The organism is Nocardioides sp. ChNu-99, from assembly GCF_029493445.1.
In the GTDB taxonomy this organism is placed as follows: domain Bacteria; phylum Actinomycetota; class Actinomycetes; order Propionibacteriales; family Nocardioidaceae; genus Nocardioides.
Map to the genome: position 1 here is coordinate 1 of NZ_JAHWBL010000070.1, position 16,754 is coordinate 16,754.

Sequence of the window (16,754 nt, forward strand, 5' to 3'; positions counted from 1 at the left end):
CGCGGGGGCGGCCGGCGCGGCAGGACGGGCCGCGGGAGCGGCCGGACGCGGTGCGCCGGGGCGCGGGGCGGACGACTCGGCAGCCGGGGCAGCGCCGCCGGCGGCCTTCAGCTCGGCGCCGAACTGCTTCTTGAAGCGCATCTCGACGGGCGGCTCGACGGTGGAGGACGCCGACTTGACGAACTCCCCCATCTCCTTGAGCTTGTCGAGGACGAACTTGCTCTCGACGCCGTACTGCTTGGCGAGCTCGTGAACTCGGGTCTTGGCCACGTTTCTCCTTCTGGCCCGTGACCCGGTTCGGGGGTCTCAGACCGTTGGTGGGTGTTGCAAACTCATCGCGAGGTACTCATCGAGTGCTCATGAGCTGCGTGCTCCAGCTTCTGGTCGCGGTCGCCCGGGGCGGGCGACCTCGTCGGTCGGTCAGGTCGTGGTGCTGCGTGCTGCGAGCGAGTCGAGGTGCTCGGCCACGGCGTCGGCGGGCAGCGCTCCCCCGCGCCGCAGGGCACGGGAGAAGGCCTTCCGCCGGACCGCGGTGTCGAAGCACTCGCGTGTGGGGTGCAGGTGGGCACCCCGCCCGGGTGCGGACGACGTCGGGTCCGGGGCGACGACCTCGCGGCCGTCGGTCCCGAGCCGCACGGTCACCCGCAGCAACTCGTTCTTCGTGGCCCGTGCCCGGCACCCGACACAGGTCCGGACGGGCCCCTCCTCCGCGAGGGAGGTGGTGGGGGTGTCCGGCCCCGCGGCAGACTTCCGCGCGCGAGCCACTCGTCACACTCTACTCCCCGCGGGGCGGGACGCCGAACTCAGGCCTCCCCGGCCTCCCCGGACCCGGCGTCCTCCTCGTCGGAGCGGATGTCGATGCGCCACCCGGTCATGCGCGCGGCCAGGCGGGCGTTCTGCCCCTCCTTGCCGATCGCCAGGGAGAGCTGGAAGTCGGGGACGACGACCCGCGCCGCGCGGGCCTCGGCGGAGACCACGGTGACGCTGGTGACCTGCGCCGGCGACAGCGCGTTCGCCACGAGGCGCGCGGGGTCGTCGGCCCAGTCGACGATGTCGATCTTCTCGCCGCTCAGCTCCGCCATCACGTTGCGCACGCGCTGGCCCATCGGGCCGATGCAGGCGCCCTTGGCGTTGACGCCGGGCACGGCCGTGCGGACCGCGATCTTGCTGCGGTGCCCCGCCTCGCGGGCGATGGCGGCGATCTCGACGGTCCCGTCGGCGATCTCCGGGACCTCGAGCGCGAACAGCTTCTTCACGAGGTTGGGGTGGGTGCGCGACAGGGTGACCTGGGGGCCGCGCATGCCCTTGCGCACCGACACGACGAGGCACTTGATGCGCTGGCCGTGCTCGTAGCGCTCGCCCGGGACACGCTCGCCCGCGGGCAGCAGCGCCTCGAGCCGGCCGAGGTCCACCATCACGTCGTCGGGGTTGCGGCCCTGCTGGATGATGCCCGAGACGATGTCGCCCTCCTTGCCGGAGAACTCGCCGAACTTGATCTCGTCCTCGGCGTCGCGCAACCGCTGGAGCATGATCTGCTTCGCCGTCGTCGCCGCGATGCGGCCGAACCCGGCGGGGGTGTCGTCGTACTCCCCCACCTTCGTGCCGTCCTCGTCCAGCTCGGCCGCGAGCACGCGCACGTGGCCGGACGTGCGGTCCAGCTCCACGCGGGCCTGCTCGCTGGCCCCCGGGCTCTTTTGGTACGCCGTGAGCAGCGCCTGCTCGATGGCCTCCAAGAGCACGTCGAGCGGGATCTCCTTCTCGCGCTCCAGCATCCTCAGGATGCTCAGGTCGATGTCCATCAGGCGTCCTCCTCCCCGGCGGAGCGCCGGTTGAACTCGATCTGCACGACGGCCTTGGCGACGTCGGCGTAGGCGATGCGGGTGGCGACCTCGCCCCGGGTCTCGGGGTCGATCTCCACCCCGGTCTCGTCGCTGGCCCCGATGCGGCCGGTGACGGTGCCGCCCTCGACGAGGGTGACCTTGACGAGGCGGTCGGCGTTGCGGCGCCAGTGGCGCGGGTGCACGAGGGGGCGGTCGACGCCGCGCGAGGTGACCTCGAGGGTGTAGGGCTGCTCGCCCAGCACGTCGGAGTCGTCGAGCACCTCGGAGACGGCCTTCGTGGCGGCGGCGACGACGTCGAGGTCCACGCCTCCGTCGCGGTCGACCGCGACCCGCAGCACCCGGCGGCGGCCGGCGGGGGTCAGCTCGACCGACTCCACGTCGAGGCCCAGCGCGCCCAGCGGCCCGGTCAGCGCCGCCTCCACGGACTCCACGACGGCGTCCTGCCTGCTGCTCACGGTGCTCGCCTCCTGTGCTGTTGTCGACCTGCGGCGCGCACCGCGGCCCGAGGGCGGCGCGCCGGACCACCATAGCCCGCGCGGAGCCCCCGCCCCCAACGCGCGGAGTGCCCCGGCGGCGACCCCGGGCGCCACCCCCGACGCGGACGGCGACGCGCGCTAACCTCGGCGCGTGCCCGCCCCGACCTCCCTCGTCGCGACGCGGCGTGCCGTCCTCGCGGCCCCCGCCCTCGCCGTCGTGCTGGCCGGGTGCGAGGGCGGGCCCGGCGACCTGCGCGACCTGGTCGGTGACGACGCGGCCGGGGCCACGGACGCCGACCGCGAGCGGGTCGACGCGGCCGTCGCGGCCGTCCTCGCCGCTCGCGGCACCCTGCGCACCGTGACGGCAGCCCAGCCCGGGGCCGCGGCGGCGGCCGCGGGCCTGCTGGCCCTCCACGACGCCCAGCTGTCGCTGCTCGACGACGGCGGCCGCAGCGACGCGGGCGGCGGCGCGGACGAGCCCTCGGCCGTCGGGAGCCCCACCGGTCCCCCGGACGCGGCGGAGCCCGCGCCCGCCACCGACCTGCCGACCGCCCTGCGCGCGGTGCGCGTCGCGGCGACCCTGGTCGCGACCCGGCTGACGGACCTGGCGGTCGAGGCCGACAGCGGCCTGCTGGCCCGCACGCTCGGCTCGATGGCCGCCGCCGTCGAGCAGCACCTCGCCGTCCTGCCGACGGGGACGGCCGCATGAGCAGCACCGCGGACGAGCGGGACGCGCTCGCCACCACCCTCGCGGCCGAGCACGCCGCGGTCTGGCTCTACGGCCTGCTCGGCGCCCGGGTCTCCGCCTCCGCCGAACCCGTGCTGCACGCGGGGCTCGTCGCGGCGTACGCCGCCCACCGCGGCCGGCGCGACCTGCTGGTCGCGCTGGTGCGCGACGACGGTGACGTGCCGGTGGCGGCGGCTCCGTCGTACGTCGAACCGGGCCCGCTCGACGACGTCGCTCAGGTGCGGGCCGCGGCGCAGGAGGCCGAGGCCGCCAGCGCGGTGACATGGGGAGCGCTGGTGGCGAGCACGAGCGGTGAGCGGCGTCGTACGGCGCTCGCGGGGCTGCGCGACGCTGCCGTGCGCCACGTCGCGTTCGGCGGGTCGCCCAGCACGACGGCCGAGGGGCCGGCGGCACCGGCCTGACCCGGCCGCACCCCCCGGGCGCGCGCACAGCCCCGGAACGCAAGGGCCCCGGAACGCGAGGAGCCCCGGCCTGGTGGCCGGGGCTCCTCGTGACTCGCGGCCCGATCCGCGAGATTCACCCGAGAGGTGCAGCGACGGACTCGGCCCCTCCGAGGAAGTCCCGAGATCTCCCTCGAGGGAGTCGAGTCCGGCGCTGCTGTCGAAACGCTGTGTCAGTTCGTTCCGTCCTGCACGAGTGTGTAGCCCGCAGCCCACGCCCGTAAACAGGAGGCCGTCTGCAGGTTCGTGCATTGCGAGAACCTGAGGGACGGGCGGCGCCTCACATGTGGCCGGTCTCCAGGTAGGACAGGTGCCAGGCGAAGGCCTCGCCGAGCAGGTGCGGCGTGTGCCGCGCGTCCGGGCGCGCCGCCTTCGCCCGCTCCACGTAGTCGCTGAGCCGGTCGCGGTAGTCGGGGTGGGCGCAGTGGGCGATGACGCGCTCGGCGCGGTCCGTCGGCGACAGCCCGCGGAGGTCGGCGAGGCCCTGCTCGGTGACGAGCACGTGCACGTCGTGCTCGGTGTGGTCGACGTGGCTGACCATCGGCACGATCGACGAGATGGCGCCGCCCTTCGCCGTCGACGGGGAGACGAAGAAGTTGAGGTAGGCGTTGCGCGCGAAGTCGCCGCTGCCCCCGATGCCGTTCATGATCGCCGAGCCCATGACGTGGGTGGAGTTGACGTTGCCGTACAGGTCCGCCTCGATCATGCCGTTGATCGCGACGACGCCCAGGCGACGCACCAGCTCGGGGTGGTTCGAGATCTCCTGGCTGCGCAGCAGCACCCGGCCCTTGTAGGAGCCCGGGTTGTCGAGGAAGCGGCGCACCCCCACCGGGGACAGGCCGAACGACGTCGCGGAGACCGCCGCCAGCTTGCCCGAGTCGAGCAGGTCGAGCAGGCCGTCCTGGATGACCTCGGTGAACGCGGTCATGCCCTCGAACTCCGCGTCGAGGAGGCCCTCCATCACCGCGTTGGCGACGTTGCCGACGCCCGACTGCAGCGGCAGCAGGCTGGGGGGCATGCGCCCCGCCGCGACCTCGTGGCGCAGGAAGTCCACGAGCAGCTCGGCCATGCGGTGCGACGCCGCGTCCGGCGGGTCGAAGGGGCTGTTGCGGTCGGGCGCGTCCGTCTCGACGACCGCGACGACCTTGGCGGGGTCCACCCGCAGGTAGGGGTCGCCGATCCGCTGCATCGGGTGGGTCAGCTGGATGGGGATGCGGTGCGGCGGCAGGGCCGTGCCGTGGTAGACGTCGTGGAAGCCCTCGAGGTCGCGCGGCTGCCAGCTGTTGACCTCGAGGATCACCTTCTCGGCCCGGTCGAGCCACGTCTTGTTGTTGCCCACCGAGCTGCCCGGCACCAGGAGGCCGTTGGGCAGCACGGCCGCCACCTCGACGACGGCCACGTCGAGCGGGCCGTAGAACCCGAACCACGCCTGCTGCGCCGAGTGCGACAGGTGCGCGTCGACGTAGTCCACCTCGCCGGCGTTGATGAGCCGGCGCAGCGTGGGGTCGCCGTTGTAGGGCAGCCGCTTGTCGAGGCCGTGCACCTCGGCGAGGCGGCCGTCGACCTCGGGCGCCGTCGAGGCCCCCGACCACAGCCCGACGCGGAACTCCTCGCCCCGTGCGTGCGCTGCGGCCATGCGCTCGGCCAGGGCGCCGGGGACCGCCTTGGGGTAGCCGGCGCCGGTGAAGCCGCTGATGCCGACGGACATGCCGTGCTGGACGTGGCGGGCCGCCTCCTCGGCGGTCGTGACGCGGTCGACGAGGACCGGGCAGGTGATGCGCCCCGAGGTGCTCACCGCGCTCAGCCCCGGACGACCTGCGTCACGCGGGCCACGACGTCGTCGACGGCGACGTCCTCCCGCTCGCCGCTGCGCCGGTCCTTGACCTCGACCACCCCGTCCGCGAGGCCCTTGCCCACCACCACGATGGTGGGCACGCCGAGCAGCTCGGCGTCCTTGAACTTCACGCCCGGGCTGACCTTGCCTGCGCGGTCGTCGTACAGGACGTCGAGGCCCGCCGCCGACAGCTCGGTGGCCACCCGCTCGGCCGCAGCGAAGAGCTCCTCGCCCTTCCCGGCCGCCACCACGTGCACGTCGGCGGGGCTGATCTCGCGCGGCCACACGAGGCCCGCGTCGTCGTGGTTGTACTCCGCGATGACCGGCACCGCACGGGAGACGCCGATGCCGTAGGAGCCCATCGTCACCGTCACGAGCTTGCCGTTCTCGTCGAGCACCTGCAGGCCCAGCGCCTCGGCGTACTTGCGGCCCAGCTGGAACACGTGGCCCATCTCGATGCCGCGCGCGAGCTCCAGCGGCCCCGACCCGTCGGGGGCCGGGTCGCCGGCGCGCACCTCGGCGGCCTCGATCGTGCCGTCGGGGGTGAAGTCGCGCCCCGCGACGAGGTCGATCACGTGCTGGCCCTCGACGTTGGCGCCGGTCACCCAGCGGGTGCCCGTCACGACGCGGGGGTCGACGAGGTAGCGGATGCCGGTCTCGGACTCCTCGCCGAGCACGGTGCGCCCGCCGTGGGCGGGACCGATGTAGCCCTTGACCAGCGCGGGGAACGCCTTCATCTCCTCGTCGGTCATGGGCTCGACCGTCGTCGGCTCCAGCTGGCCCTCGAGGCGCTTCTGGTCGACCTCGCGGTCGCCGGGTACGCCGACGGCCAGGGGCTCGCGGCTGCCGTCGGGGTGGGTGAGCACCAGCAGCACGTTCTTCAGCGTGTCGCCGGCCTCCCACGGCCGGTCGTCGCGGGGGAAGGCGCCGTCGAGGTGGTCGACCAGCGTGGCGATCGTCGGCGTGGCCGGGGTGTCCTCCGCGTGGGCGGCGGGGACGTCGTCGTACGGCAGCGGCTCGGGCGCGAGCGTCGTGACGGCCTCGACGTTCGCGGCGTACCCCCCGGGGCTGCGGACGTAGGTGTCCTCGCCGACGTCGAGGCGCGCGAGGAACTCCTCGCTGCGCGAGCCGCCCATCGCGCCCGACGTGGCCTTGACGATCGCGTAGTCGAAGCCGAGGCGGTCGAAGATCCGCACGTACGCCGCGCGGTGGGCCTCGTAGGAGCGCTCCAGCCCCGCGTCGTCGACGTCGAAGGAGTAGGAGTCCTTCATGACGAACTCGCGACCGCGCATGAGGCCGGCGCGGGGGCGCGCCTCGTCGCGGTACTTGGTCTGGATCTGGTAGAGCCAGACCGGCAGGTCCTTGTAGGAGGAGTAGAGGTCCTTCACCGCGAGGGTGAACATCTCCTCGTGGGTGGGGCCCAGCAGGTAGTCGGCGCCCTTGCGGTCCTTGAGGCGGAAGATCCCGTCGCCGTACTCGGTCCAGCGGTTCGTCGCCTCGTAGGGCTCCTTGGGCAGCAGGGCCGGGAACTGCAGCTCCTGGGCCCCGATGCCGTCCATCTCGTCGCGCACGATCTGCTCGACCTTGCGGTAGACGCGCAGGCCCAGCGGCAACCACGTGTAGATCCCGGGCGCGGCACGGCGGATGTAGCCCGCGCGGACCAGCAGCCGGTGGCTCGGCACCTCCGCGTCGGCGGGGTCGTCGCGGAGCGTGCGGACGAACAGCTGGGACAGGCGCAGGATCATGCCCCGAAGGCTAGCGGGACGCCCGCGCCCGGCTCGCGGGGGTTTGCCGGCCCCCGGCCCCCCCGCCGGACCCCCCGCCGGGCTCAGCGACCGGCGGCGCGCAGGGCGATGCGGATCATCGGCACCTGCAGGGGCAGGCGGGCGACGGTGCCCCAGCGGTAGACCTGGTTGCGGCTGCGGCGCGCGCGCCACGCCATGGTCACGTTGCCGGGGAAGACGCCGGCCAGCAGCGCAGCGCTGGCGAGGCCGGCGGCGGGACGCGTGCGCGGGTGCAGCAGCCCGGCGGCGCACACCAGCTCGGCGACGCCGGAGCCCTTGATGAGCGCCGTGTGGGCGGGCAGCGCCCGCGGCATCAGCGGCTCGAAGGTCTCCGGTCGCACGAGGTGCACGACGCCGGAGACGGCGAAGCCGGTGGCGAGGCCCGCGGCCCCGAGGGTGAGCGGCGGGGTGCCGGCCGAGGTGGTCATGCCGCGAGGCTACCGCCGGGTACGGCGCGCCCGCCCGCCGTCCGGCCCGCGGGCGTCACATCATCACGGTCGTGAACCGGGCGGTCTCGGCGAAGCCCACCCGCGCGTAGGTGCGGCGCGCCGCGGTGTTCCACTCGTTGACGTAGAGGGACACGACGGGGGCGACGTCGGCGCGCACCGCCGCCACCACGGCGGCCATCCCCGCGGCCGCCAGACCGCTGCCCCGGTGCTCCGGCGCCACCCATACGCCCTGCACCTGCGCGGCGTACTCGGTCGCGCACGCGACCTCGGCCTTGAACACCACCCGGCCGCGGCCGTCGAAGCTGGCGAACGACCACCCCCGCGCCACGAGCTGGGAGACCCGGGCGCGGTAGAGGTCGGCCCCGCCGCCGCGCTCCGGCGAGACGCCCACCTCCTCGGTGTACATCGCCACGCACGCCGGGTAGAGGGCGTCGAGGTCGCTGCGCGTCGTACGACGCACCGCGGGGTCGGGCGCGACGTGGGGCGCCGTGCGGATCTCGAGGTGCGGCTGGCCCGCGCGCACCTCCCGGGCGCGGCCCCAGCGGCCCTGCACCTCCGACCAGAAGGTGTCGACGGCGACGCGGGGGCCGACGATCGTCGACACCGACCGGATGCGGTGCTGGGCGTGCTCGGCGAAGGCGAGGGCGGCCTCGGCATCGGCCTCGACCGGCACCAGGTTGGCCGCGACGTGGCAGGCGGCGACGAGCTCGCCCCCGGCGTACCGGCCCCAGACCTCGCCGCCGAGCCAGCGCGGCTGCAGGTGGGTGGTGCGGGCGCGGTGGGCGGCGAAGACGTTGACGACCGGGTCCCGGTCGACGAGGCGCAGGAACTCCTCCACGTCGGCCGGGCCGAGCACCCGGATGCCCTGCCTCGTCGTCACCACGGAGCGAGCCTAGTCGTCGCCCCGCTGGTCGGCCCGGTGGTCGGCCCGGTGGTCGGCCCGCTGGTCGGCCGGCTCAGGAGACGGAGACCTCGGCCCCGGCGCCCTCGACGGGCTCCATGGACTCGGCGATGCGCAGGGCCTCCTCGATGAGGGTCTCCACGATCTGGCTCTCGGGCACGGTCTTGACGACCTCGCCCTTCACGAAGATCTGCCCCTTGCCGTTGCCGGAGGCGACGCCGAGGTCGGCCTCGCGGGCCTCGCCGGGACCGTTGACGACGCAGCCCATGACGGCGACGCGCAGCGGCACCTCGAGGCCGTCGAGGCCCGCGGTGACCTGCTCGGCGAGCGTGTAGACGTCCACCTGGGCGCGGCCGCAGGAGGGGCAGGAGACGATCTCGAGGCGGCGCGGGCGCAGGTTGAGCGACTCGAGGATCTGCAGGCCGACCTTGACCTCCTCGACGGGCGGCGCCGACAGCGAGACCCGGATGGTGTCGCCGATGCCTTGGCTGAGCAGCGCGCCGAACGCGGTGGCGGACTTGATGGTGCCCTGGAAGGCCGGGCCCGCCTCGGTCACGCCGAGGTGCAGCGGCCAGTCGCCCTCGGCGGCCAGCAGTTCGTAGGCGCGGACCATCACGACGGGGTCGTTGTGCTTCACCGAGATCTTGAAGTCGCGGAAGCCGTGCTCCTCGAAGAGCGACGCCTCCCACTTCGCCGACTCCACCAGCGCCTCGGGCGTGGCCTTGCCGTACTTGTCGAGGATGCGCTTGTCGAGGCTGCCGGCGTTGACGCCGATGCGGATCGAGGTGCCGTGGTCCTGCGCGGCGCGCGCGATCTCCTTGACCTGGTCGTCGAACTTGCGGATGTTGCCCGGGTTCACGCGCACCGCCGCGCAGCCCGCCTCGATGGCGGCGAAGACGTACTTCGGCTGGAAGTGGATGTCGGCGATCACGGGGATCTGCGACTTGCGGGCGATGGCCGGCAGCGCGTCGGCGTCGTCCTGGCTGGGGCAGGCCACCCGCACGATGTCGCAGCCCGACGCGGTGAGCTCGGCGATCTGCTGGAGGGTGGCGTTGACGTCGGAGGTCAGCGTCGTCGTCATCGACTGCACCGAGATGGGGTGGTCGCTGCCGACCCCGACCGAGCCGACCTGGATCTGGCGGGTCGTGCGACGGGGCGCCAGGACCGGCGGCGGGGCAGCCGGCATGCCGAGGGCGACAGTGCTCATGCCCTCGATGCTACGCGGGCCTGCGAGCGCTCAGGAGTACGGGCTGAGCGGCACCACGAGGTCCCCGACGATGAGCACGACGCCCATCACGAGGATGGCCGAGCCCACGACGTACGCGACCGGCAGCAGCTTCGCCACGTCCACGTGGCCGGGGTCGGGACGACGTCGCAGCCGGGCAAACCCGCGGCGCAGCGCCTCGTAGAGGGCCCCGGCGATGTGGCCGCCGTCGAGCGGCAGGAGCGGGATGAAGTTGAACATCCCGATGAAGAAGTTGAACCCGGCGATCAGCAGGAGGAGGAAAACGACCTTCTCGGTGACCGGGAAGTCCTCCAGCGCCGTCGTCTCGCCCGCGATGCGTCCACCGCCGACGATCGAGACGGGGCTCTCGGGGTCGCGCTCCTGCAGGCCCACGATGGCCCTGGCCACGCCGTACACCTTGACGGGCAGCTCGCCGAGCGCCCGGACGGTGCGGACGGCCATGCCGCCCATCTCCTCGAGCGTGTAGAGCACGCCTCCCGTCGCGAGCTCGGTGCGCGGGGTGATGCCGAGGAACCCGACCGGCTCGGTGACCTCCGGGTCGTCGGCGGTCGGGCGGGGCGTGACGAGGGTGTTGGTCGTCAGCGTCATGCGCTGCCCGTCGCGCACCACGTCGATCGCCGCGGCGCCGTCGGAGTTGCCGCGGATCAGCGTCTGCAGCTGCTGCCAGTCGGTGACCTCGGCGCCGTTGAAGCCCACGATCTCGTCGCCCTGCTGCAGGCCGGCCGCCTCCGCGGGGGTGTCGGGGTCACCCGTCTCGCAGACCCGGCCCGTCTCGTCGGCGGGGACGACGCACGGCGAGACGGCCTGGACCGTGGTCGTGGTCCGCACGTCCTCGACGTTGCCGTAGGTGGCGAAGAGGCCCGCGAAGATGCCGAAGGCGATGAGGATGTTGACGCTCGGCCCGGCCGCCATGACGACGACCTTCTTCCACCACGTCAGCTTGTAGAACAGCCGGTCGGCGTCCTCGGGGCCGATGGTCTCCCACTCGGCAGCGCGGGCGTCGCTCACCAGCTGGGTGAACATCCCGGTGTTGGACTTGCGCACCCGGTAGACCGGCCGGCCGTCGGGGTCCACCCCGACCTGGTCCGCGTGCTCGTCGCCGCCCGGCGGCAGCATCCCGACGATCTTGACGTAGCCGCCGAGCGGGATGGCCTTGACGCCGTACTCCGTCTCCCCCACCTGCTTGCTCCACACGGTGGGGCCGAACCCGATGAAGTACTGCGTCACCTTCGCCCCGAACGCCTTCGCCGGGACCATGTGGCCGAGCTCGTGCAGGCCGATCGAGACGAGGATGGCGACGACGAAGACGACGACCCCGAGGGTGTAGAGCAGCACTTCGGTCATGCGGGGTCCTTCAGTGGGCGGGGCGCTCGGAGGGGGCGACCAGGGCGGCGGCGGTCTCGCGCGCCCAGGCGTCGGCGGCGAGCACGTCGTCGACGGTGAGCGACTCCGTCGAGAGTACGTCGTGCGCCCCCAGCACGCGCGCGATCGTCGGGACGACCTCGACGAACGGCAGCCGGCCGGCGAGGAACGCCTCGACGCACACCTCGTTGGCCGCGTTGTAGACGGCCGGCGCCGTGCCGCCGGCGGCACCCGCCTCGCGGGCCAGCGCGACGGCCGGGAACGCCTCGTCGTCGAGGGGCGTGAACTCCCACGTCTCGGGGCGCGACCAGTCGACGGCCGGGGCCGCGCCGGGGACGCGCTCCGGCCAGCTCAGGCCCAGCGCGATGGGGATCGTCATCGTCGGCGGGCTGGCCTGCAGCAGCGTCGAGCCGTCGACGAACTCGACCATCGAGTGCACGACGCTCGTGGGGTGCACGACCACGGCGATGCGCTCGAGGGGCAGCCCGAAGAGCAGGTGGGCCTCGATCACCTCGAGACCCTTGTTGACGAGGGTGGCGGAGTTCACGGTGATGACCGGGCCCATCGCCCACGTCGGGTGCTGCAGCGCCTGCTCGGGCGTCACGTCCGCCAGCTCGTCGCGGCTGCGGCCGCGGAACGGGCCGCCGGACGCGGTCAGCACGAGGCGGCGTACCTCGTCGGGGGTGCCGCCCCGCAGGCACTGGGCGATCGCCGAGTGCTCGGAGTCGACGGGGACGATCTGGCCGGGCGCGGCGGCGCGGGTGACGACGGCGCCCCCGACGATGAGCGACTCCTTGTTGGCCAGCGCGAGCGTGGTGCCCGCCTCCAGGGCGGCGAGGGTGGGGCGCAGCCCGACCGCCCCGGTGATGCCGTTGAGCACGACGTCGGCGGCCATGCCGGCGGCCTCGACGGAGGCCTGCTCCCCCAGTCCGGCGTACGCCGGCGCGAGCTCGTCGACCTGCGCGTCGAAGAGGTCGGGGTTCGACCCGCCGGCCGTCAGGCCCACCACGCGGTAGCGGTCGGGGTGGCGGCGCACCAGCTCGATGGCCTGGGTGCCGATCGACCCGGTGGAGCCGAGGATGACGACGTCGCGGCGGGGATGGCTCACCCGGGAAGTGTGGCAGCCCGGGGGCCGGCCCCGCCCCTCACCCCGCGCGGCTGGCGGGACGCGACAGGATGGCGGGGCACCTGTCCACCACCGACGCCCCCGGAGGCCGTCTTGATCTTCATCACCGCCGTCTTCCCCGTGAAGCCCGAGCACGCCGACGCCTGGCCGGAGCTCACGGCCGACTTCACCCGCGCCTGCAACGCCGAGCCCGGCTGCAAGTGGTTCTTCTGGTCCCGCTCGGTCGAGGACCCGACCGAGTACGTGCTGGTCGAGGCGTTCGCCGACGGCGACGCCGGGGCCGAGCACGTGCGCTCCGAGCACTTCCGCACCGCGACGCGGACGCTGCCGCAGTACCTCTCCGCGACGCCGCGCATCGTCAGCCAGAGCGTGGACCAGGACGACTGGTCCGAGCTCGGCGAGATGGCGGTGCCCGGGGCCTGAGCCCGGGCCGGCCCGCCTCAGCCGACGAGGCGGACCGTGCGCCCCCCGAGGAGGGCACCGAGGCGGCGCCCCACCTGGGTGCCGGCCTCGGGCACCTCGGGGAGCAGCACCGCTCGCTCCCCCACGACGTACGCCGTCGCCGTCGCGGCCGCCGCGTGCGCGTCCGGCGCCGCGCCCGGGGCGGGCTCGTCCTCGCGCGACGCCGGTGCGGGGTCGGTGCGCCCGGCGCGCAGCGCCAGGTCCCAGTCGACCTCGACCTCCGGGTCGACCGGCGTCGGACCGCGGTAGAGGACGGCGGCCGGTCGGTGCACGTGGCCGGGCCACTCGTGCGCCGTGACGACGACCTCCGGGCGGTGCCGCACCGCGAGGGTCGCGGCCGACGGGTGGTGACCCGGGACGCCGACGGCGTCCGCGTGCACGCGGTCCACGAGCACCGGCAGGGCGCGCAGGCGCAAGGTGGCCAGCAGGGTCAGCAGCTCGTCGTACTCGTCCGGCAGCGCCACGAGCACCGTCGAGCCGGGGACCGTGCCGAGGGCCCGCAGCGCCCCTGCGAGGGCCGCGACCTCCTCGGTGAGCGTGGCGAAGTCGACCGTGCGGGTCGGCGTCTCGACCGCCGGCTCGGTGGCGCGGCCGCGCACGACGTGCAGGTCCAGGGCGTCGAAGGCGAGGTTCGTCACGCAGGTGAGCCTACGGCGCCGCCGGACCCCACGGGGCGCCCACGTAGGGCACGGTGGGTCAGGCCGCGCGGACCGCGTCGGGCGCACGGCGGGCGGCCACGACCTCGCGGTAGTGCCGCAGCAGCAGCGCGTTCACGGCCGCCCAGGAGCGGCCCTCGACGCTGCGCCGGGCCGCGAGGGCGACACGGCGGCGCAGGGCCGGCTGCTGCGCCAGCAGCGCGACGTACGACGCGAGCGCCGCCCCGTCGCCCGGCTCGTAGAGGAAGCCGGCCGTGCCGTCGTCCACGACGTCCACGGGCCCGCCGGCGCGCGGCGCGACGACGGGCACGCCCGACGCCAGCGCCTCCTGCGCGGCCTGGCAGTAGGTCTCGTGGCGGCCCGTGTGCACGAAGACGTCGAGGCTGGCGTAGGCCGCGCCCAGCTCCTCGCCGTGCAGGACGCCGAGGAACGCGGCGCCCGGCAGCAGGGCGCGCAGCCGCTCCTCCTCCGGCCCCCCGCCGACGATCACCACGCGCACGCCGGGCAGGCGGTCGACGTGGGCGAGCAGCTCGAGCTCCTTCTCCGGCGCGAGCCGCCCGACGTAGCCGACGAGCACCTCGCCGTGCGGCGCGAGGCGCGAGCGCAGCTCCTCGTCGCGGCACGCGGGGTCGAACTGCGTGAGGTCGACCCCGCGTGGCCAGTGGCCCAGACCGGCGACCCGCATCGCCTCCAGCTGGCGCAGGCTCGCGGTCGAGGGGGCGAGCGTGCGGTCGACGCTCGTGTGGATGCGACGCGTGAGGTAGGCCATCGCGCGGGTGCCGCCGGCGATGCCGTAGCGGTCGGCGAACCCGACCAGGTCGGTCTGGTAGATCGCGACCGTCGGGATGCCGAGGTCGTTCGCGGCCCGCGCGGCCTGGTAGCCGAGCGTCGCCGGCGAGGCGATGTGCACGACGTCGGGGCGGTAGCGCTCCATGACGGCGCGCAGCCGCCGCCGGGTCTCCAGGCCGATGCGGAAGTCGCGGTAGAACGGCAGGTGCGCCCCCCGGCAGGTCGTGACGGGGAACCCGGCGTACGTCGCGGGGCCGGTCGGCGCGACGAGCTCGGCGTCGTGCCCCTCGGCCGCCAGGTGCTCGAGCACGCGGCGCACGGAGTTGGTGACCCCGTTGACCTGCGGGAGGAACGACTCGCTGACCACGAGCACGCGGAGACGACCGGCCGCGGCGGTGGGCGTGGGCAGGGTCGTGACGCTGCCGTGGCGACGGAGGGTACGGCGGGACGCGGCCCGCACGGGCCGGCGGGGCGAGGCCGTCGTCGCGCCGGCCGGCCGGCGGACGGGGGCGGTGGTGAGGCTGCGGCGCATCGCACGTCCCTTCGCACGCGAGGCCCCCCGGGCGCAGGCGTCGCCGCCGCGGGGAGTGCTGTCACGACGGGACGCTAGGCACGTCCGCGAACCGCGGGGGTGGGCCGCGGTGGACGCCAGTTGAACCGGGCGGGAACCTCGGCCACGACCGGTGACGGGTCGGCCACCGGGCGTTGCCCGGGTGGTCGCCGCGCGTTCAGGCGTCGGGCCCGGGGCCCGGGCGCACCGGACCCGGTGCGGCTCAGTCCTCGGCGGCGGCGAGCTGTCCGCAGGCGCCGTCGATCTCGCGTCCGCGCGTGTCGCGGACGGTCGTCGGGATGCCCTTGGCGACGAGGCGCCGCACGAACTCGCGCTCGTCGGCGGGGTCGGAGGCCGTCCACCGCGAGCCCGGCGTCGGGTTGAGCGGGATGAGGTTGACGTGGACCCAGCCCCAGTCGCCGTGCGCCCGCAGCACGTCGGCGAGCAGGTCGGCGCGCCAGGCCTGGTCGTTGATGCCGCGCATCATCGCGTACTCGATCGAGACCCGGCGCTTCGTGCGCGCGGCGTACTCCCACGCGGCGTCGACGGTCTCGGCCACCGAGGAGCGGGTGTTGATGGGCACCAGCTCGTTGCGCAGCTCGTCGTCGGGGGCGTGCAGGCTCAGCGCCAGCGTCACCGGGATGCCCTCCTCGGTGAGCTGGCGGATGCGGGGAACGAGGCCGACCGTCGAGACCGTCACGCCACGCGCGCTGAGGCCGAGGCCGGCGGGCGACGGCTCGGTGAGGCGGCGGACGGCACCGATGACGGCCTTGTAGTTGGCCAGCGGCTCGCCCATGCCCATGAAGACGACGTTCGACAGGCGTCCCGGCCCGCCGGGCACCTCGCCCCGCGCCATGGCGCGCGCGCCGTCGACGACCTGGTCGACGATCTCGGCGGTGGTCATGTTGCGCTGCAGCCCGCCCTGGCCGGTGGCGCAGAAGGGGCAGGCCATGCCGCAGCCGGCCTGGCTCGAGACGCAGATGGTGGCGCGGTCGGGGTAGCGCATGAGGACGGACTCGACGAGGGCACCGTCGAACAGGCGCCACAGCGTCTTGCGCGTCGTGCCCTTGTCGGCCTCGAGCGTGCGCACGGGCGTCAGCAGCTGCGGGAAGAGGGCGGCCGCCAGCTCGTCGCGCTGCCCGGCCGGGAGATCGGTCATCTCCGCCGGGTCGCTGGTGAGGCGGGAGAAGTAGTGGTTGCTCAGCTGCTTCGCGCGGAAGCCCGGCAGCCCCGACTCCTCGAGCAGCGCCTTGCGACCGGCCTCGTCGAGGTCAGCGAGGTGGCGCGGCGGCTTGGCGCGGCCGCGCGGCGCCTCCATCACGAGCGGGAGCGCACGGGCGCCCTCGGGAGGCGCTACGGGGGTGGGGGTGTCATCGGCCATCGCCCCCCGATCATCGCACCCGTGGCTGCACGCACCCAACCGACGCGGACGCCGGCGAGCCCGCTGCCTCAGGCGTCGAGCCGCATGAGGCCCCACAGCACGAGCGCGGCGACGCCGACGACCACGACCGCCGTCACCGCGAGCCCGAGCAGCGCGTAGGCGCCGAACCGGCGCGTGCGGGGCAGCACCACGAGCACCAGCGGGACGGCCAGCAGCAGGAGGCCGTAGGGAGCGACCCGCGCCGCCGTCCCGGCGTCCGACACGTCGCCGGCGTCGAGGACCCAGCTCACGAGCGTCAGGTAGAGCAGCGGCACGACGAGCATGGCGACCATCCCGGCGTAGAACCCGGCGAGCGCCGTGCCGGTCCCCCGGGGCGCGTCGTCGTCCCGCGGCTCGTCACGGGTGTCGCGGGGCTCGGCGGGCTCGGCGGGCTCGGCCCGGTGGGCCGGGGCACGCACGGGCTCGGGCTCCGGCTCCAGGTACAGCGCGACCGGCGGGGTCTGCGGTACGGCGGACGCCGCCGGCGGGACGGCCGGCTGGGGCTGGGGCTCGGGTTGGGGCTCGGGTTGGGGCTCGGGTACGACGACGGGCTCGGGCTCGGGCTCCGGCTCCGGGGCGACGGCCGGCTCCGGCTCGGGCGTCGGGGCCGGGGACGCGGGGTCGGCCGGCGGGACGACCGCGGGGGCGGGCACGGGGGCGGGCACGGGGG

The 16,754-nt window shown here is 74.6% G+C and carries 18 protein-coding genes; 3 read left to right on the top strand and 15 right to left on the bottom strand.

Annotation, left to right across the window (positions count from 1 at the left end; translation table 11 throughout):
• The 4 genes from KK617_RS16615 to rimP form a co-directional block, all read right to left on the bottom strand.
• Positions 1-270 (bottom strand): translation initiation factor IF-2 N-terminal domain-containing protein (locus KK617_RS16615; RefSeq protein WP_277501269.1); only part of this gene is annotated, 270 nt, incomplete at its 3' end.
• Between the two features lie 150 nt (positions 271-420).
• Positions 421-765 carry a YlxR family protein gene (locus KK617_RS16620; protein ID WP_277501270.1) on the bottom strand — a complete coding sequence of 115 codons (345 nt, stop codon included), beginning with the start codon at positions 763-765 and terminating at the stop codon, positions 421-423.
• Positions 766-803: 38 nt separating this feature from the next.
• Complete coding sequence (gene nusA, locus KK617_RS16625; RefSeq protein ID WP_277501271.1) at positions 804-1,799, bottom strand: transcription termination factor NusA; 996 nt, start codon at positions 1,797-1,799, stop codon at positions 804-806.
• Positions 1,799-2,296: a ribosome maturation factor RimP gene (gene rimP, locus KK617_RS16630; RefSeq protein ID WP_277501272.1), complete on the bottom strand. Its 498-nt coding sequence runs from the start codon at positions 2,294-2,296 to the stop codon at positions 1,799-1,801. Before rimP ends, nusA begins: the two co-directional genes overlap by 1 nt.
• A gap of 172 nt (positions 2,297-2,468) precedes the next feature.
• Here rimP and KK617_RS16635 point away from each other — a divergent pair, with 172 nt between their 5' ends.
• Complete coding sequence (locus tag KK617_RS16635; RefSeq protein ID WP_277501273.1) at positions 2,469-3,026, top strand: hypothetical protein; 558 nt, start codon at positions 2,469-2,471, stop codon at positions 3,024-3,026.
• Positions 3,023-3,466 carry a DUF4439 domain-containing protein gene (locus tag KK617_RS16640; RefSeq protein ID WP_277501274.1) on the top strand — a complete coding sequence of 148 codons (444 nt, stop codon included), beginning with the start codon at positions 3,023-3,025 and terminating at the stop codon, positions 3,464-3,466. The genes KK617_RS16635 and KK617_RS16640 overlap by 4 nt, the downstream gene beginning before the upstream one ends.
• Positions 3,467-3,785: 319 nt before the next feature.
• On the opposite strand, the gene KK617_RS16645 is transcribed toward KK617_RS16640, so the two are convergent.
• From KK617_RS16645 to dxr, 7 genes are all read right to left on the bottom strand, one after another.
• Positions 3,786-5,300: an acetyl-CoA hydrolase/transferase family protein gene (locus tag KK617_RS16645; protein WP_277501275.1), complete on the bottom strand. Its 1,515-nt coding sequence runs from the start codon at positions 5,298-5,300 to the stop codon at positions 3,786-3,788.
• A 5-nt stretch (positions 5,301-5,305) separates the two neighbouring features.
• Positions 5,306-7,084, bottom strand: coding sequence for a proline--tRNA ligase (locus KK617_RS16650; protein ID WP_277501276.1), 1,779 nt, complete (start codon positions 7,082-7,084; stop codon positions 5,306-5,308).
• 83 nt (positions 7,085-7,167) lie between these two features.
• Complete coding sequence (locus KK617_RS16655; protein WP_277501277.1) at positions 7,168-7,551, bottom strand: DoxX family protein; 384 nt, start codon at positions 7,549-7,551, stop codon at positions 7,168-7,170.
• A 55-nt stretch (positions 7,552-7,606) separates the two neighbouring features.
• The gene (locus KK617_RS16660; protein ID WP_277501278.1) at positions 7,607-8,455 is read right to left on the bottom strand and encodes a GNAT family N-acetyltransferase; all 849 of its coding nucleotides are present in this window, start codon (positions 8,453-8,455) and stop codon (positions 7,607-7,609) included.
• 73 nt (positions 8,456-8,528) lie between these two features.
• Positions 8,529-9,680, bottom strand: coding sequence for a flavodoxin-dependent (E)-4-hydroxy-3-methylbut-2-enyl-diphosphate synthase (gene ispG / locus KK617_RS16665; protein ID WP_277501280.1), 1,152 nt, complete (start codon positions 9,678-9,680; stop codon positions 8,529-8,531).
• A gap of 30 nt (positions 9,681-9,710) precedes the next feature.
• Positions 9,711-11,063 carry a site-2 protease family protein gene (locus tag KK617_RS16670; protein WP_277501281.1) on the bottom strand — a complete coding sequence of 451 codons (1,353 nt, stop codon included), beginning with the start codon at positions 11,061-11,063 and terminating at the stop codon, positions 9,711-9,713.
• A gap of 10 nt (positions 11,064-11,073) precedes the next feature.
• Positions 11,074-12,189, bottom strand: coding sequence for a 1-deoxy-D-xylulose-5-phosphate reductoisomerase (gene dxr, locus KK617_RS16675; protein ID WP_277501282.1), 1,116 nt, complete (start codon positions 12,187-12,189; stop codon positions 11,074-11,076).
• Positions 12,190-12,300: 111 nt separating this feature from the next.
• On the opposite strand from dxr, the gene KK617_RS16680 reads away from it, so the two are divergent.
• Entirely contained in the window at positions 12,301-12,630 is a 330-nt protein-coding gene (locus KK617_RS16680; protein WP_277501283.1) for a putative quinol monooxygenase, read from the top strand.
• A gap of 17 nt (positions 12,631-12,647) precedes the next feature.
• On the opposite strand, the gene KK617_RS16685 is transcribed toward KK617_RS16680, so the two are convergent.
• The 4 genes from KK617_RS16685 to KK617_RS16700 form a co-directional block, all read right to left on the bottom strand.
• Complete coding sequence (locus tag KK617_RS16685; RefSeq protein WP_277501284.1) at positions 12,648-13,307, bottom strand: AMP-binding protein; 660 nt, start codon at positions 13,305-13,307, stop codon at positions 12,648-12,650.
• Positions 13,308-13,365: 58 nt separating this feature from the next.
• A complete protein-coding gene (locus KK617_RS16690) occupies positions 13,366-14,646 on the bottom strand; it encodes a glycosyltransferase family 1 protein (protein WP_277501285.1) in 1,281 nt (426 codons plus the stop codon).
• A gap of 241 nt (positions 14,647-14,887) precedes the next feature.
• Positions 14,888-15,982, bottom strand: a complete 1,095-nt coding sequence (rlmN, locus tag KK617_RS16695) for a 23S rRNA (adenine(2503)-C(2))-methyltransferase RlmN (RefSeq protein WP_346813373.1) — start codon at positions 15,980-15,982, stop codon at positions 14,888-14,890.
• Positions 15,983-16,113: 131 nt separating this feature from the next.
• Positions 16,114-16,754: hypothetical protein (locus KK617_RS16700; protein ID WP_277501287.1), on the bottom strand; the 641-nt coding region annotated here is incomplete at its 5' end.

What these genes read in the sequence shown, in the direction of transcription:
- nusA (WP_277501271.1), bottom strand. Translation starts at nt 1,799, where the DNA reads ATGGACATCGACCTGAGCATCCTGAGGATGCTGGAGCGCGAGAAGGAG.
- KK617_RS16640 (WP_277501274.1), top strand. Translation starts at nt 3,023, where the DNA reads ATGAGCAGCACCGCGGACGAGCGGGACGCGCTCGCCACCACCCTCGCG.
- KK617_RS16650 (WP_277501276.1), bottom strand. Translation starts at nt 7,084, where the DNA reads ATGATCCTGCGCCTGTCCCAGCTGTTCGTCCGCACGCTCCGCGACGAC.
- KK617_RS16655 (WP_277501277.1), bottom strand. Translation starts at nt 7,551, where the DNA reads ATGACCACCTCGGCCGGCACCCCGCCGCTCACCCTCGGGGCCGCGGGC.
- ispG (WP_277501280.1), bottom strand. Translation starts at nt 9,680, where the DNA reads ATGAGCACTGTCGCCCTCGGCATGCCGGCTGCCCCGCCGCCGGTCCTG.
- KK617_RS16670 (WP_277501281.1), bottom strand. Translation starts at nt 11,063, where the DNA reads ATGACCGAAGTGCTGCTCTACACCCTCGGGGTCGTCGTCTTCGTCGTC.
- KK617_RS16690 (WP_277501285.1), bottom strand. Translation starts at nt 14,646, where the DNA reads ATGCGCCGCAGCCTCACCACCGCCCCCGTCCGCCGGCCGGCCGGCGCG.
- rlmN (WP_346813373.1), bottom strand. Translation starts at nt 15,982, where the DNA reads ATGGAGGCGCCGCGCGGCCGCGCCAAGCCGCCGCGCCACCTCGCTGAC.